The sequence below is a fragment of the Streptococcus cristatus genome, assembly GCF_003943515.1.
In the GTDB taxonomy this organism is placed as follows: domain Bacteria; phylum Bacillota; class Bacilli; order Lactobacillales; family Streptococcaceae; genus Streptococcus; species Streptococcus cristatus_D.
In genome coordinates this window covers 26,104-42,651 of the sequence record NZ_RJPT01000007.1, presented here as the reverse complement: position 1 = coordinate 42,651, position 16,548 = coordinate 26,104, and the positions used below count along the sequence as shown (strand labels likewise).

At 41.6% G+C, this 16,548-nt stretch carries 17 protein-coding genes and 1 pseudogene; 1 reads left to right on the top strand and 17 read right to left on the bottom strand.

Annotated features, from left to right (window positions below; translation table 11 throughout):
- Positions 1 to 32 precede the first annotated feature (32 nt).
- Together fakB and D8791_RS07215 are read right to left on the bottom strand one after the other, a co-directional pair.
- Positions 33 to 881, bottom strand: a complete 849-nt coding sequence (gene fakB, locus D8791_RS07220) for a fatty acid kinase binding subunit FakB (RefSeq protein ID WP_125447098.1) — start codon at positions 879 to 881, stop codon at positions 33 to 35.
- Positions 882 to 883: 2 nt separating this feature from the next.
- Positions 884 to 1,258, bottom strand: a complete 375-nt coding sequence (locus D8791_RS07215) for a DUF1149 family protein (protein ID WP_015605101.1) — start codon at positions 1,256 to 1,258, stop codon at positions 884 to 886.
- A 148-nt stretch (positions 1,259 to 1,406) separates the two neighbouring features.
- On the opposite strand from D8791_RS07215, the pseudogene D8791_RS10650 reads away from it, so the two are divergent.
- Positions 1,407 to 1,715 (top strand): annotated as a pseudogene (locus D8791_RS10650) (transposase); the annotation flags it as partial.
- 219 nt (positions 1,716 to 1,934) lie between these two features.
- On the opposite strand, the gene D8791_RS07210 reads toward D8791_RS10650, so the two are convergent.
- The 15 genes from D8791_RS07210 to D8791_RS07135 form a co-directional block, all read right to left on the bottom strand.
- Entirely contained in the window at positions 1,935 to 3,326 is a 1,392-nt protein-coding gene (locus D8791_RS07210) for a vWA domain-containing protein (RefSeq protein ID WP_125447005.1), read from the bottom strand.
- 328 nt (positions 3,327 to 3,654) lie between these two features.
- Positions 3,655 to 5,616, bottom strand: a complete 1,962-nt coding sequence (locus D8791_RS07205; RefSeq protein ID WP_125447003.1) for a PTS fructose transporter subunit IIABC — start codon at positions 5,614 to 5,616, stop codon at positions 3,655 to 3,657.
- The gene (gene pfkB, locus D8791_RS07200; RefSeq protein WP_125447001.1) at positions 5,613 to 6,524 is read right to left on the bottom strand and encodes a 1-phosphofructokinase; all 912 of its coding nucleotides are present in this window, start codon (positions 6,522 to 6,524) and stop codon (positions 5,613 to 5,615) included. The genes D8791_RS07205 and pfkB overlap by 4 nt, the downstream gene beginning before the upstream one ends.
- Entirely contained in the window at positions 6,521 to 7,264 is a 744-nt protein-coding gene (locus tag D8791_RS07195; RefSeq protein ID WP_125446999.1) for a DeoR/GlpR family DNA-binding transcription regulator, read from the bottom strand. The genes pfkB and D8791_RS07195 overlap by 4 nt, the downstream gene beginning before the upstream one ends.
- Positions 7,265 to 7,559: 295 nt before the next feature.
- Positions 7,560 to 8,531 (bottom strand): CPBP family intramembrane glutamic endopeptidase, encoded by a 972-nt coding sequence (locus D8791_RS07185; RefSeq protein ID WP_125446997.1) that lies wholly within the window; start codon positions 8,529 to 8,531, stop codon positions 7,560 to 7,562.
- Between the two features lie 19 nt (positions 8,532 to 8,550).
- Positions 8,551 to 9,174, bottom strand: coding sequence for a TIGR01906 family membrane protein (locus tag D8791_RS07180; protein WP_125446995.1), 624 nt, complete (start codon positions 9,172 to 9,174; stop codon positions 8,551 to 8,553).
- Positions 9,167 to 9,937: a TIGR01457 family HAD-type hydrolase gene (locus D8791_RS07175; protein WP_125446993.1), complete on the bottom strand. Its 771-nt coding sequence runs from the start codon at positions 9,935 to 9,937 to the stop codon at positions 9,167 to 9,169. The genes D8791_RS07180 and D8791_RS07175 overlap by 8 nt, the downstream gene beginning before the upstream one ends.
- Before the next feature lie 10 nt (positions 9,938 to 9,947).
- The gene (locus D8791_RS07170; protein ID WP_125446991.1) at positions 9,948 to 10,685 is read right to left on the bottom strand and encodes an acyl-[acyl-carrier-protein] thioesterase; all 738 of its coding nucleotides are present in this window, start codon (positions 10,683 to 10,685) and stop codon (positions 9,948 to 9,950) included.
- Positions 10,686 to 10,688: 3 nt separating this feature from the next.
- A complete protein-coding gene (hemW, locus tag D8791_RS07165; RefSeq protein WP_125446989.1) occupies positions 10,689 to 11,819 on the bottom strand; it encodes a radical SAM family heme chaperone HemW in 1,131 nt (376 codons plus the stop codon).
- Between the two features lie 116 nt (positions 11,820 to 11,935).
- Complete coding sequence (locus D8791_RS07160) at positions 11,936 to 12,229, bottom strand: cupin domain-containing protein (RefSeq protein WP_125383712.1); 294 nt, start codon at positions 12,227 to 12,229, stop codon at positions 11,936 to 11,938.
- A gap of 212 nt (positions 12,230 to 12,441) precedes the next feature.
- Complete coding sequence (locus tag D8791_RS07155; protein WP_125446987.1) at positions 12,442 to 13,044, bottom strand: hypothetical protein; 603 nt, start codon at positions 13,042 to 13,044, stop codon at positions 12,442 to 12,444.
- A 202-nt stretch (positions 13,045 to 13,246) separates the two neighbouring features.
- The gene (rfbB, locus tag D8791_RS07150; protein WP_061909284.1) at positions 13,247 to 14,293 is read right to left on the bottom strand and encodes a dTDP-glucose 4,6-dehydratase; all 1,047 of its coding nucleotides are present in this window, start codon (positions 14,291 to 14,293) and stop codon (positions 13,247 to 13,249) included.
- A 140-nt stretch (positions 14,294 to 14,433) separates the two neighbouring features.
- Entirely contained in the window at positions 14,434 to 15,027 is a 594-nt protein-coding gene (locus D8791_RS07145) for a dTDP-4-dehydrorhamnose 3,5-epimerase family protein (protein WP_015605114.1), read from the bottom strand.
- A gap of 4 nt (positions 15,028 to 15,031) precedes the next feature.
- Entirely contained in the window at positions 15,032 to 15,901 is an 870-nt protein-coding gene (gene rfbA, locus D8791_RS07140) for a glucose-1-phosphate thymidylyltransferase RfbA (RefSeq protein WP_125446985.1), read from the bottom strand.
- Positions 15,902 to 16,077: 176 nt separating this feature from the next.
- Positions 16,078 to 16,548, bottom strand: a complete 471-nt coding sequence (locus tag D8791_RS07135; protein WP_125446983.1) for an 8-oxo-dGTP diphosphatase — start codon at positions 16,546 to 16,548, stop codon at positions 16,078 to 16,080.

Below are 16,548 nucleotides of genomic sequence, written 5' to 3'. Positions count from 1 at the left end.
TCTCTATTCTTGACTAACCGCCCTGCAAAACTCTAGACCAGCGGAATGTAGGCTAAAGCGACACTACCCTCGCCCAAGTGAGTTCCAATCACACTACCAAAGGTAGCAAGAGGAATATCGTTCGCTATACTAGCCTCTATCAGCTGCTGGCGTAAGCTTTCCGCCTTCTCTTCAGCATTCCCATGAATCACCATGACCTGATAAGAAGCAGAGGCAGTTTTTTCCTCCACTACTTCAATCAATCTCTTAATCGCTTTCTTTTCTGTCCGAATCTTTTCAAAGACTTCAATGACACCTGCATCGTTAAAATACAGAATCGGCTTGATACTTAGGAGATTTCCTAAAATAGCTGCGCCATTGGACAAACGACCACCTTTAACCAGATGATTGAGATCGTCAACCATGATAAAAGCACTGGTTCCATCGATTTGCTGCTGAATCTTGGTCAAAATCATCTCAAAATCCTGCCCTTCCGAGACCCAAGTCAAAGCATTTTCAACCATGATCCCCAGCGGAACACTGGTGATTTTTGAATCAGGAAAGGCGATTTTCAAATCAGGAAACTCGTCCTTGAGATACTGGATATTTTGATAAAATCCTGAAATCCCACTGGATAAAAAGAGCCCTAGTACATGCGTGTAATCCTCGCTGGCAAGGCGCGTCAACGTCTCCTCCAACTCTGCCACACTAGGCTGGCTTGTCTTTGGCAATTCATCTGCAGCAGCCATTTTTTCATAAAACTCACTGGCTGTCAGATTTTTTCCTTCCACATAAGTCTCTCCAGCAATCACTACTGGAATATCGAGCACAAAAAGATGGTCATTTCCACGAAGGCTATCTGGTAAAAAAGCGGACGAATCCGTTATAACCGCTAATTTCATCATTAGAACTCCAAATTAATACCTGGTAAATCTAGCGCAATTTCAGTCACTTCATAAGTCAAACGATTGAGCATGGTCAAGCAAGGACGCGCTAATTCTTCCACTTCTTCATGCTCAAACTCACTAGGTTCCTCTACCAAACGTCCTTGAATATGATTTGTCTGCGTAATCGTTCCACTGATCACAAAACGATCAAACACAATCATGAAAGTCAAAATCACAATCATGGATGTTGAATTCTTTTCTTCATTTCTTTCAATCAGCTGAAAATTCACGTCAACTTTTGTTTCCGGTGTTCCATTCTCTTTTTCCCATTCAAAATTGCGTGCATCAAAATGATACTGGCTGACAAATTCTTGTTCACGTTGTAATTCCATTACTATTCTCCTAAAAATATACGATAGTCCATTATAACATAATTTAAGAAAAGTTTCTATGTAAAAAAGGAGCCTACCCAACAAATAGATAAAAAACTTCTCCTAACATTGCACAAGTATAAGCAAATCTTTAATTTAGCATTTTTAAATAAGTTTTATTGCGCAAGATTTCAATTCAAGAAAGATTATAACTACCTTAGATGGATGTGCTCAAGTAACTACTTGTAATTGCTTTTGGCGCTATTCCAGACTGGTTCGAAACGGACTTATAGTTATTGCCATGGATATACTACAACATAGCTAAGGATCTCCTTCTTTCTGCTTAAATTGTCCTCGATCGCTTTCACATGTACAACACCTAAATCAGACTATGGACTGCCTTCACATCCAAATCATGAAACAATTTGATCAAAAATCTCGCGATTACAAGACAATAAAACGATGCTGGAAACTCATCTAACAAGATAGTCAAAAACTAAGCAATAAACGTTTTTATCGCCCATCCTTTCCTATGTATTGATCAATAAAGAAATCAATGTTAACTAACATCACCCAGCTACAAGTTAACAAAGAAGCAAAAAGCCTTAGTTCTGTATTGTACAAAACCAAGGCTTCTTCTTACATGACTTATATCACTTTCGAAAAGCAAGTAAAACTTACTTTATCCATGACTCTATTAGTCTTTTTTCTTAGCACTAACAGTCAATCCTGAAGCTACTGCCACTAACGCTACTCCAACTACAGCCAAGCCTGAAGAAACTTGATCCCCAGTCTTTGGTAATTCAGCCACCTTATTAGAAATTGATGTAGTATGATAAACTGGCTTCGTATTTCCAATAGGTTTCGCTACTGTAGGAGCTGGAGCTTTTTGCTTAAGTACGACATGTGCTTCTGCCAAGAAGTCATATTTCTCTGTCACAATGCGGTAAACACGTCCTTCTTGGACAGTCTTAACAACATGATTTGTAAAATCACGATTTAAAAGACTAGAAAATTCTTGACGGATATCAAGGTAAAGACCTTTTGTTCCTTCAACTAGAGGTTTAAAAGTCGTTTTTTCGTATGTTACACCCACAACCGATAGGGAAATATCAGCCGCTTTAAGAGCTTTCAGAGTTTCTTCTACTGTTGGAATACCTGGAGTACTGAAATCAATACTTTCATCAGTAATCAAGAAAGCAAAACGACGATTATTAGAAGCTGTAGACCAATCGTAATCTTTTGAAGTTGCAATATGATGAAGAGGGGCTGTAGGCTCTTCTGTTCCACCGCCTGTTTGAATAGATCTAAGAGCCTTAATATACTCTTCTACATTCTTAGTGAATTTAGACCCATTAAAATCGAAATATTGAACATCCTTAGCAGACTCATACGCGATTAAGCCAAGACGAGCATCAACCTTTTTACTAGCCAAATCACGGACAAAAGCCTCAATATTTTGCATAACATTCTGAATAGATGAACCCATTGAACCTGACTTATCAATAGTAAAAACGATGTCAGCAGAACCAGACGATTGCTTCGTAATTGTCACATCTGCTTCTTTCATCACTTTTTCAAATGTTGTCTTCTTGATGGTCTGAGTAACATCAGCTACATACTCATCCGTATCAACATGATCGATAACTGTCTTTGATGTAGCAACTGGCGCTTTTTCTCCAACAGCAGTTCCTTTAGCAGCTACACTAGTTGTCTCAACACTCACAGAAACCTCTGCTTTAGCAACAGCTTCTGTACCAGCTTCATTTTCTTTCGTATCCACTTTGACATCAGTAGAAGTAGTAGATACTTTCACTACATCACCAGTTTTAGCCTTATCGATTGGCACCACTGGAGTACTAACCTTTTCTTGAATCTCTTTGGCTGTCTCAGAAAGTTGTTGATTAGCCTGAGTTGTTTTAGCAGCAAGTTCATTTGAGCTTACTTGAGCTAGCTCATTAGCAGCTTGACTTGGCTTATTTACCTCATCAGCATCAGCTTGTGTAACCGTTGTGAATACAGATGCTAGGGCAACTGAAAATAAAACGGATTTGCATTTCCAAAATAAAGAACGCTTCCTATTTTTCATAAATATTCTCCTTTAATAAATTTTGATTATATTATATCAATATCAAGGGAATTTGTCAAATATGATCTAATATTCGGAACAACTTGCTATATTTACTAAAATCAGATTTTAGATTCTCTTTGGTAACAAATTCAATTCTCGAAATTATTTTCAAAACATGGTATAGATATTAATCCAAAGAACGCTTCTTATTTTATTTCTGTAAGTAAAGTTTTTATCAAGATTTCATTTCCTTTTATTTCACCTAACAATGAGACCTCTGCCTATCAAGATTCTAGAAGATGCAAAAAGAACCTTGACAAACCATCAAGATTCTTTCGCATATGTTTTATTTTTCCAGTGGTTTACGCAAATATCCGAAAAGAATACCGCTGACAACTGCACCAATCAAGACATACACAAGGTAAAGGATTGGGTTGTTAGTCAAACCGATGACGAAGATTCCTCCGTGAGGAGCCATAAGTTTGATGCCAGATAGACCGACAAGTGCACCTGTAAGAGCTGAACCTACGATAAAGCTTGGGATTGCACGGGCTGGGTCAGCAGCTCCAAATGGAATCGCACCTTCTGTGATGAAAGAAAGACCCATAACGATATTTGTCAAACCTGAATCACGTTCTTCGGTAGTAAATTTATCTTTGAAAAGCAGAGTTGCCACGAATACTGCAAGCGGTGGAACCATTCCGGCTGCCATAACCGCTGCCATGACTGGAGAACCACCAGTTGAGACAGTGCTTGCCAGCGTACTTGTACCAAATACATAGGCTGCTTTGTTCACAGGTCCACCCATATCGACCGCCATCATACCACCGACTAAGAGACCGAGAAGAACCGCAGAGCTTCCGCTCAGACTTGCCAAGAAATCGTTGAGGGCTGTATTGATTGCTGACATAGGGATATTGACTGCCAGCATAAGGAATCCAGTCACAAGAACACCAAGAAGTGGCAAGAGCAAGATTGAGCGAATACCTTCAAGTGAGCGAGGCAGACCTGCAAGTAATTTGCGAAGGGCTAAAATCACACCACCAGCTAAGAATCCACCGACCAGAGCTCCAAGGAAACCAGATGATACACCCGCTAGAGAGAGTGTCTTCTCACCACCTGCAGCATAGGCAACACCACCAAATGATGCGCCACTGCTAGCAATTGCACCGGCTACGAAACCAGAAACCAAACCAGGCTTTTCAGCGATTGAATAAGCGATATAACCAGCCAATACTGGCAACATGAAGCCAAAGGCTGCACCACCAATTGCCTTAAATTGAGCTGCAATTTCATGATAGCTTCCCAGATTAGAAAGCTGATCCTTTGGCACACCTAAGATCTGATCCAACAAGAAGGCAATGGCAATCATGATTCCGCCGCCAATAACGAATGGTAACATTTGAGAAACACCGCTCATCAAGTGCTTGTAAAAAGCTCCACCCAAGCTAAGTTTTTCATTGCTGCTAGCTACTGCAGCGCCACCATTAGCAGCCTTGTAGACTTCGGCATTGCCAGAAAGAGCCAGATTGATCAATTCTTCTGTCTTGCGGATGCCGTCTGCAACTGGGCGACTGATTAAAGGTTTGCCATCAAAACGATCCATTTCAACAGCCTTGTCTGCTGCGATGATGACTGCTTTAGCTTTTTTGATGTCTTCTGCTGTCAGTTTGTTGCCAACACCGCTAGCACCATTAGTTTCAACCTTGATACCAACGCCCATTTCAGCAGCCACTTTTTGAAGAGCTTCTTGGGCCATGTAAGTGTGAGCAATTCCTGTTGTACAAGCTGTAACAGCTACGAGGAAGTCTCCTCCCTCAGTTGCAGGAGCAATAGTTGCTGGTTCAGCTGCCTTTTCAGACGCTTGGTCAAAAAGAGCGATAACTTCGTCTGGTGAAGATACTTTGCGCAATTTGTCAGCAAAACCGTCTTTCATCAAGTATTGAGACAATTCTGCCAAGGCTGCCAAATGAGTATCATTGGCACCTTCTGGAGCTGCAATCATGAAGAAGAGATCAGTTGGCTGACCATCCAAACTTTCATAGTCAACACCCTTGTTTGACTTAGCAAAGAGAACTGTCGCTTCTTTGACAGCAGAGTTTTTGCTATGGGGCATAGCAATCCCCTCACCCAAACCAGTTGAAGTCAAGGCTTCACGCGCCAAAATGCCTTCTTTAAATGTTTCAAAATCTGTCACATAACCGTGATCGACCAAGCTTTTAATCATCTCTTCAATGACAGCTGTTTTTTCAGTTGCCTGCAAATCCAGCAACATGACATCTTTTCTCAATAGGTCTTGAATTTTCATCGTTTTTCTACCTCAACTTTTTCATATGTTTCTTTGATAAATTCCGCTGTTGCCAAGTCATCCGAGAAGGTGGTTGCTGTTCCACAAGCCACTCCCCATTTGAAGGCTTCTACTGCATCTTTGGATTTGACAAACTCACCTGTAAATCCGGCAACCATAGAGTCGCCAGCTCCTACTGAATTTTTCACTGTTCCTTTGATTGGTTTAGCGAAGTAAGCTCCCTCAGATGTTACCAAAAGGGCACCGTCCCCTGCCATAGAGATGATGACATGCTGAGCACCCTTAGCCAGCAACTCACGTGCGTATTTCTCGATTTCATCTAAACTTTCGAGTTTCACTCCAAAGATAGCTCCTAGTTCGTGATTATTTGGCTTGACCAAAAGTGGCTGGTAGTCCAAACTATCAATCAAGGTCTGTCCTTCAAAGTCACAAACCACTTGTGCCCCTGTCTGGCGCGTCAAGGCAATCAGCTCCTTGTAGATGACATTTCCTAGATTCTTGGCGCTTGAACCAGCAAATACAACTGTGTCTTCTGCTGTCAAATTTGCTAAAATCGATTTTAACTCTTCCAATTGAGTAGCTTCGACATTTGGACCCGTTCCGTTGATTTCCGTTTCTTGGTCTGCTTTGATTTTAACATTGATACGAGTATCTTCTGCCACTTGAACAAAACGAGTTTCGATTTCTTCTTTTGCCAAGGTATCTGTGATAAATTTACCAGTAAAGCCACCGATAAATCCAGTCGCTGTATTTGGAATATCCAAGCGTTTCAAGACACGACTGACATTGATCCCTTTCCCACCAGCAAACTTATCATCACTGTCCATACGATTGACACTACCGACTTGAACTTGGTCCAAGCGAACGATATAGTCAATGGATGGATTGAGTGTGACTGTATAAATCATGCTTCTATTACCTCCGTTTTTTCTTTAATCTTTTGAATCACTTCAGATTCAGTTTGGTTTGTAATAAGCCTTGCGCGCGATATTGGGGCCACTTTTGCAAAAGATGTATTGCCCAACTTTGAGGCATCAGCCAAAACATAAGTTCTCTTAGCATTTTCAAGAATAGCGCGTTTCACTGCTCCTTCTTCCATGTCTGGAGTTGTGAAAAATCCACTGTCAATTCCATTCATTCCGATAAAAGCCTTGTCAAAATTCAGCTGTCCGATTTGATTTAGAGCGACACCGCCGATACTGGCATCTGTCGACCGTTTCACGACACCGCCAATAATCACAGTGGGAATGTTGCGCTCCACCAGCTTAGTCGCATGGTGGATAGAGTTGGTCACCACTGTCACGCTTGGATCATGCAATTCATTAACTAAGAGTTCATTGGTCGTCCCCGCATCAATAAAAATGACATCGTATTCTTGAATCAAGCTGGCTGCTTTTTGAGCGATCCTGGTTTTTTCTTGAATGTTTTTGATAGATTTTTCTTGATTGCTTTCTTCCTCCTGCAAAAAGTGAAGACTCTCGGCACCACCATGCACACGCCTCAACTTCCGCTCGCTTTCAAGCTCATCCAAATCTCTTCTAACAGTTGATTCTGAAGTGTTTAAAGCTTGTACTAGATACTCTAAAGATACAAATTTATCTTTGGTAACTTTTTCGAGAATCAGCTGCTTTCTTTTCGACTTCAGCATAGAATACCTCCTCTGCAATCGATTACAGTTCTATTATACAAGATTAAATTTCAAAGTCAAGCATTTTCTATCATTTTCTATCAAAATAAATCATTTGTTTGAATATAGAAGAGGCTGGGACAAAAGTCCTAGCCTCTCAATTGTCTTTGGATTGTCGAGCAAGACGCAGTGGTTGAGTGGACTCTACTACGCTGATTTCATCAGCTTTTACAGCCCTACTCAACTGTGCGGAGGTGGGACGACGAAATCGAATTCTAACGAATTACCGATTTCTGTCCCACTCTCAATTCCTTTATTATCTTGTAGTGATATAGACAAGAAGGATCGGTAAAAAGGCAGCAAGCACACATAAGATTGAAAATACCCAGAACCAGACTGATTTAAGAGCTTGCTTATATGTTCCCGGCTGAGATCTATTTTCAGCTATATAAGCTTTAATTTTCGACCTATTTAAGATGAGTACAATCAATACTACCGTTGTTCCTGCAGTCATCAATCCATAATTTATGAGATTCACGATGCTTTCTGGGATATAGTTGGTCAGAAAATCAAGTCCTTCTGCGATGACCAAATTATTGAAAATATGGAAGAAGATCACCCAGAAAATGGAATATTCAAAAGCGATGTAACCAAATCCCAGACCAATCATAGCAGCAAAATAAAGCTGATAGAGATTTTCATGAAACAGTCCAAAAAGGAGAGCCGTCATGACAATGGCAAATACTTTTCCGTGCTTTTCCAAAGCCCGCAATCCTGCTCCCCGAAAAATAATCTCTTCTGTAATCGGTGCCATGATTGTTGTATAGATAAACATGGTGATTGAATGAGAGCTAAAATCTTGGGATAAAATTTCAGAAAGATCCAAACCAAAGAGAGACAAAATAGCATTCATGATCTGACTAGTCAAAGTGCTAAATAGCTGAGAGAAAAACAAGAAACAAATCATGAAGAAGAAGACTTTGGCTGTCATTTTTTTATTTTTCTTGCGCAAATCTCGCGTGAAAAGCTGCTTGCCCCTGAAAATCGTGAAAATAAGCACTCCCACACAAGAAGCGATAATGTAGGAACCGCCATCTTTATCCATAAAACTTTTTACAAATTCCTCAGTCTTACCTATATCAAAACCCTGCTGAAAAAGAACAAATAAATAGGAAAAGACAGTATAAAGTATTACAACCACTAGCATCACGATAGAATAAGTGAAGCAGCTCGCTGAAAATCTCCCCAAATCTTTCTTGGGATTTAAAGGCTCAGGTAACGTATTCATAAATTCTCCTTTGTTATTATTAGCTACGAGTCTTTCTACTGAAAAAATACAAACTTAAAAAGATTCCCTCATAAAGAAGAGCAAAAAGAATAAAGGTGTGCATGAAAAATTCTTCTGGCAAAATCCAGATAACCGGATCCTTGGCTGGATCAAACAACCATGTATTGTCTCCCACAAAAAGCACTTGATGAAAGAGCGTAAAAAAGCTGTTAAAACCAATCAAGCCAGCCAAGCAAATCATGACGAAGGGCAATACGCTCAAGATAAACAGACTTCTCTGATAAAGAGCTAGAAATCCCTTTTTAACCACTTTTTTGATAAAGAAAATCAAAGCCGGCAAGGTTAGGAGAAAGACAGCCTGCGCCAAGTGGAAAAGATACTTGACTGCCTGAAAATGATGCAGACCGGCTGCCGACGAGCGAAAATCAGGCATCGCCAACTTCTGACTAAAAGGATTGGTCAGGTAATTCATCAAAATGTTGAAATTATACTGGATGGTCTCTGCTTTCAAATGAACCTTATCGGGCAAAGCGAAATAGGAAATTTCCAGCGGGTAAAATAACCAAGCCAGATAAATGGTCAGCAAGATAGCTGCTGCCAACAAGCACAGGACACTGGCTGAAAATCTCAACTTATCACGCATCGAAGTCCCACTCCGCTAGGCTAGACAAGACATGTGTTGGTTGAATCGGCAGATTTGGCACCTCTTCTGGCAGGGTAAAGCCCGTCGTAACCAAGAGAGTAGGAATGCCATTATCGATTCCCGCTCGAATATCTGTCAGGTAGTTATCACCCACCATAACCACATTCTCACGCGCCATCCCTAGATGCTCTATGGCTTTTTCCATGATGATGGCATTGGGCTTGCCGATAAAGGTCGGCTCAACACGAGTAGCGGCTTCCAAGAGAGCATTGATAGCACCCGCTCCCGGCTGCAGTCCTCGCTCAGTCGGAATATTGAGATCGGGATTGGTCCCAATAAAGTGGGCACCCTTTTGAATAGCCAAAGTCGCTACTGTCAGCTTCTCATAGTCCACTTCCCAGTCCAGCCCCACTACTACATAGTCTGGATTTTCTGCGTCCTCTATATATCCAGCTTCTTCAATAGCATGTTTAAGCCCGACATCTCCGATAACATAGACTTTCTTGCCAAGATTTCTCTCCTGCATATAGTCAATAGTAGCTAGAGTTGCTGTGTAAATAGTCTCAAGCGGCGTCTCAATATTGAAATTCTCAGCTAGCATGGTTTGAACCATTTCTGGCGTGCGCGTGGTGTTATTGGTCACGAAAAGATAGGGAATCTTGCGCTTCTGCAACTCGTGTACAAAGGCTTCGCCAGCCGGAATTCGGCTCTTTCCCTTATAAATCGTCCCATCTAAATCAATCAAATATCCTTTATAAGTCATACATTACTTTCTAATCTTTTTCAATCTCTTGCCAAGTGATTATAGCTTGCGCATTGACTTCGCCGTCACTGGAAATCTGGTGAGTGCTCTGCAGGCCTTCTAGGTCATAGCTAGAGGCAATCATGCCGCCCGGTCGGACTTCCTTGACATACTTCAGGTTGATTTTCTGAGGAATATGCTGGGTAAGGAAATCTGCTCCCATGACCTCAAAAATCCAGTCCAGATACTTGCTATTATTGACATGTCCGTTCATATCCAAGTCGTAAAAACGCACATGGTAGTCCTTGCTGACAGGATCTTCTAAGTTCGGATATTTAGGGCCACGCAGTAATTTCTTAGAAAATTCCGACTGATAAGGTGCAACAATTTCAGGTTCAACTGCATGAACCTTGCGGCTATCCCGATCCATAAGGACAAAGGTTGCCATCATCTGGATAATAGCCTCACCCGCTTCATCAAAAATCGTGAATCGACGGTAGCAAAAGAGCCGATTGTAGGTCAAGGACTCTGTCTCAATGGTGATTTCCTCTGCAAAGCGAGGAAGACGAGTAACATCGATATCATAGTCCGTGATAATCCAGACTAGATTATACTGCTCCAGCATGTCCTTGTCGCTGACGCCGAGCTCAATCGACTGCATGCCTGATACTTGCAAGGACAGCAAGATGACATCCGGTAGCTTGATATGGCCATTCATATCCGCCATATCAAAAGGAATTTTCATTTTCATTTGATAAGTTAAGCCCATAATTTACTCCAATATAAATTTCTCAGCAACCGTATCGCCTAAAAAGAGACCTTGTTTGGTCATTCGCACGATGTCTCTGTCCGGCACTAGCAAGTCCTGCTCAGTCAGTTCAGACACGACAGAACCGTACTGGTCTTCAAAGGAAAGACCGAATTTTTCCTCGAAGCGCTTTTTGGAAACACCTGATTTCTTCCGCAGTCCTAGAAACATCTCTTCTTCCATCTTTTCATGCAGCGTCAGCACTTCTTCCTGCACACGGGCATTGCCCGCTTCCACCGCCTGCAGATAATGACGAATGGGGCCGTGATTTTTATAGCGTACACCATCGACATAGCCAGACGCTCCCGCTCCAATACCATAATATTCCGCATTATCCCAGTACATGAGATTGTGGCGGCTCTCAAATCCTGGCTTGGAAAAGTTTGAAATCTCATAATGCTCAAAGCCCGCCTTTTCTAGCTCAGCTATAATGTATTCAAACATCTCTGCTTCCAAATCTTCCTTGGGCAGAGGCAGCTTCCCACGCCGCATTCGATTCATAAAGACCGTATGATTTTCCAAAATCAAACTGTACAAACTCATGTGGGGAATGTCTAAGGCAATGGCCTTGGCTACATTGGTTTTCACATCCTCCATGGTCTGCTTGGGCAGGGCATAAATCAGGTCAATAGAGATATTGTCAAAACCCGCTTTTTTGAGATTGGCAATATTCTCATAGATGTCCTTTTCTAAGTGACTGCGGCCAATCTGCTTGAGCATGCGGTCATTGAAGGTCTGTACTCCCAGCGAAACCCGATTGACAGGCGAGTCTTTAAGTACAGCAATCTTCTCCTGATCCAAGTCCCCAGGATTGGCTTCAATGGTCAGCTCCTCAAGATAAGACAAGTCCAGCTTGTCCGTCAGCTTTTCCAGCAAAAAAGCCAACTGAGGCGCCGATAGAGCCGTCGGAGTCCCACCACCGATATAGAGGGTACGAAGCTTTTTGATGTCGTAAGAATGATATTCCTCAATCAAATGCTCCAGATAACTATCTACCGGCTGATTTTTGATAAAAACCTTGGAAAAATCGCAGTAATAACAAATCTGAGTACAAAAAGGAATATGCACATAGGCAGAAGTTGGTTTAGTTTGCATAGTATTTATTATAGCATAAAATTAGCGACAAAGCCCTCTTGGACAAAAGAATAAAAAAACTCAAGAAATAAAAAAATTCCTTGAGTTAATGTTGAAAGAGCTTCTGTTCGAGTAGATCACGGATAAAGCAACTGCTGAATCACTAAAACATGGCTCTCTTCCACACCATATAAACTATGAAGTTCATTCGGCTCCATTGTCAGAAAACTTCCCGGTATCAATTGTACAGTTTCTCCCAAGGCAGTAAAATCCACCTTCCCTTCTAGACAGACAACTGTAACAAGAGCATCTGCGCTATGTTCAGGGATTTGTTTTCCTTTAGCAAGGTGCAAATGTCGGATGAGACGTCCTTGCTCTTCGACCGGAGTTTCAACCACATCAACATTTGGATCTATTGAGTAAAATTTCATCGTTTTCCCTCCTTTTCTTCATTTTAGCATAATTCCGAAGAATTGTCAGAATTTTTTAATATTCCTAATTGATACCTACAAAGTTACAAAATATGGTGTTTTCATCATGCTCTATTCGATCAATTTTCTTAAATATAAAAAAGATTGAAGAGCATCATCTAAAATAGATCTTTTCTTCAATCTAGAAATTTGGATTAAATTAGATTTTAAAATCATTGAATTCTATAAGCCATACTGATCTGGATTTTAGCAACTCCATTCTGCAGGCTGATTTTGTCAATGCTGAATGGACTCTGCGGCAGAGGTAGAAGGAAACTATCTCCCTCCGTCGTGATAGTCGAATTAGAGGTCTGCAGTTGCTGCTTCAGCATGCCAGTCACCCAGGATTTAGGGATAGGAAGGATGCCTAGCTTGGCGCTATCAATTGTGATGTACAAGGCACTCCCCTTCACCGTCACATCTACCTCTAGATCTAGCTTACTATCAATAAAAAATAGCTTAACCGGATACTGGATGCGCAGCTTATTGCCTTCAATGCTGTAAGCACTGTTCAGCAGCTCCTGATTCTCGCTATCAGTCAGCGAAGACTTGAGAAGCTGATTAAGCTGGACACTGTTTAGAGAGACTTCTGTGCTGACTCCCTGAGCCGTTACATTAGCATTGTTCAAAGTCGGCTCAATCATACTTTCCCACGAAGTATTAGCTTGAACATTTTTTAGTTGTTCATTCGGATTGATAGAAGAAGGAACCAGAAATAGCACTGCTGCAAGCAACAGCACCAAGACAATTCCTACCAATCTTTTGATCAATTTCATTTTTGTCTTCCTTTACTTTGAGAAATATCCTTAGCTGAAAACACAAAAAGGATTTATCTCATTTTACACTATTTTTACATCATTTTCTGTAACAAAGAGATTAAAAGGCTAACAATCCTGTGAGAAAAGGCTGGGATAAATAATCCCAGCCTCTTAGTCGTATATTGCCTGTATAAAAAGGCTTAACATAGATAGTCTATTCTTACTTAATCACTTGTTGCGTCTTAGCATAGTTAGCTTCGACTGCTTCTTTTTCAGATTTCCACCAGTCTTGGTTGTCTGTATACCACTTGATGGTCTCTTTGAGACCCGCTTCAAAGTTGGTGAATTCTGGCTTCCATCCAAGCTCATCGCGGAGCTTGCTGGCATCAATGGCATAGCGAAGATCGTGGCCGGCACGATCCGTCACATGGTCATAAGCGTCAGCAGGTTGCCCCATTTCCTTGAGAATCAGCTCCAGCACTTCCTTGTTGTTCTTCTCACCATCAGCACCAATCAAGTAAGTTTCACCGATTTGGCCCTTGGTCAGAATTGTCCAAACGCCTGATGAATGGTCATTAGTATGAATCCAGTCACGAACGTTTTTACCTTCACCGTAAAGTTTTGGCTTGATGCCGCTCAAGATATTGGTGATTTGGCGTGGAATGAACTTCTCGATGTGCTGGTAAGGACCATAGTTGTTTGAACAGTTCGAAATAGTCGCTTTGACACCAAAAGAGCGCACCCAAGCTTTGACGATCAAGTCTGAAGCTGCCTTGGTTGAGGAGTAAGGCGAACTTGGATTGTACTTAGTTTCAGCTGTAAATTTCTCACCTGGACCTTCTCCATGACCTGGCAAATCTTCACGCAGAGGCAGGTCGCCATAGACTTCGTCAGTCGACACATGGTGGAAACGAATATCGTACTTACGAGCCGCTTCTAATAGTGTGTAAGTTCCGATAAAGTTAGTGTGGATGAATGGACTCGGGTCATTGAGCGAGTTGTCATTGTGACTTTCTGCCGCATAGTGAACGATAGCATCCGCTTCAGAAGCAAGCTTATCTACCAAGGCTGCATCAGCAATATCTCCAACAACCAACTCAACGCGGTCGCCTAGAATTTCCTCAATATTAGCACGGTTCCCCGCGTAAGTCAGCTTATCCAGCACTGTCACATGAACATCTGGAAAGTTATTATAAACATAGTGGACAAAGTTAGAACCGATAAAACCAGCTCCACCTGTCACGATAATTTTTTTGTATTCAGTCATTGATTTTCTTGTCTCCAAAATGAAATTAGAATCAGGAATAATTTTTGCAACATTAAAAGAGCAACAGCAATTAAAAAAGCAGAAAATAGAATTCTCAAAAAGTTAAAGAGGGAAATGATAAAAATAAACATTCACTCTTCTTACAAATCTTCTTTTCTTAGTGGTTTGACATCCTTAAGTAGTGGATGGTTCTTGTCTGCTTCTGAGACTTCTGCTGCTTCTAGGTTTTCCCACTGGATGCCTAAAGCTGGGTCTGCATAGTTGACAAAGGCATACTTAGGTTTGAGTTCCAGAGCCCAGTAGTCATTTACCAGATAGCTATAGGACACGGTATCAGAAAGGACTTGGAAGCCGTTGGCTACACCACGTGGCACAAAAATTCCCTTGCTGGCATCGATTACTGTCTGGTAGGTATTGCCAAAGGTCTCACCCTCACGTAAGTCGACCCAAGACCCCAGTACCTTGCCGTCATCTGCAACAGAAATGTACTTGTCCCAAGGCTCAGCATGAAGGCCACGCAGGACATTTTTACGAGAAAAGCTGACATTATTTTGCAGTTTTCCTTCTGCAAAGAAGCTTTCAGGAAAGCCCAGCGGCAGCATTTTTTCCTTTTGGAAATTTTCCTTAAACCAGCCTCGGTTGTCCCCACGCACGGGAATATCAAATTCTAACATTCCAGGGATTCCGGGAACCTCACGCGCTGCCAATTCCTTATCAAAAAATTGTTCTGTCATCTTCTTATGCTTCTCCAATCAAACGGAGCAAGTATTGTCCGTATTCATTCTTCTTCAACGGCTGCGCCAATTCGTGCACTTGATCTTTAGTGATATAGCCCATACGATAGGCAATTTCTTCTAGATTTGCCACCTGAACGTTCTGCATACGCTGAACTGTTTCGATATATTGTGCTGCCTCTAGGAGACTTTCGTGGGTTCCTGTATCCAACCAAGCAAAACCACGTCCCATGAGCTCAACAGACAAGTCACCACGATCCAAGTAAGCCTTGTTAACATCAGTGATTTCCAATTCTCCGCGAGGACTTGGCTTGATGTTCTTGGCAATTTCTACAACATCGTTATCGTAGAAATACAGTCCTGTAACTGCATAGTTAGATCGCGGCTGTTCTGGTTTTTCTTCGATGGAGATAGCATTCATATTCTCATCAAATTCTACAACACCAAAACGTTCTGGGTCCTTGACATGGTAGCCAAAGACAGTTGCTCCTGTTTCCTTGGCAGCAGCATTTTGGAGCATTTTACTCAGACCTGGTCCATGGTAAATATTATCCCCAAGAATCAGCGCTACATTGTCATCTCCAATAAAATCAGCCCCAATGATAAAGGCTTGTGCCAATCCGTCTGGACTTGGCTGCTCAGCATAAGAGAGCTTGATGCCAAACTCAGAGCCATCACCCAGCAGATCCTCAAAACGAGGAAGATCTGTCGGAGTGGAGATAATCAAGATGTCCTTGATACCAGCCAGCATAAGAGTTGACAATGGATAATAGATCATGGGTTTGTCATAAACCGGCATGAGCTGTTTTGACGCAGCGCGAGTCAATGGATACAAACGAGTACCAGAACCACCTGCAAGAATAATACCTTTCATATGAGTTTCCTCTCTTAATGTATTCCCTTTATTTTACCATTTTTGAAAGCGGATGTCATCCTTTTCACTCTCTTTAAATAATAGTACATCCCCATGTAAAAAGCCCAGCCAAGAACGCCTGCATAACCAGAGGCTGCGACCGTAACCAGTCCATAACTTCTCCCTATCCTCTAAAATCAATCATACAAAATCGTCTTGGTTTCGCCTATACAATGTTTTTCCTCATTCCAGTAATGAATCCGCTCGAAAGAGCCTTTCCGCCAGTAAAGGGGCAAACGTTCACGTATGTCGTCCTGCATATCTATTTGGCCAAGTTCCGAAATCTTCCACCATTTTGGCTCCCCTTCATGATCGTTTCCCCTGACTTGCCCCTCAAAGGCAGCACAAAGAAAATCATAATACACATACCGTTCTTTTTTACTCGGATTAGTGAAGCCTGAAATCCCCTTCAATTCCAAGTTTAGAGCAGTCAACCCTGTTTCTTCTTTTAATTCGCGCCTTGCAGCTTCAAAAAAAGATTCTGGAAACTCCACCTTCCCGCCTGGTTGTATCCACCCTTTAAAATTGTCATGCTGGCGATTAAGCAGTAAAATTTCATCACCTTTTTTAACACAAATATTGACCCAATTCAAAATATGTTCTGTCAT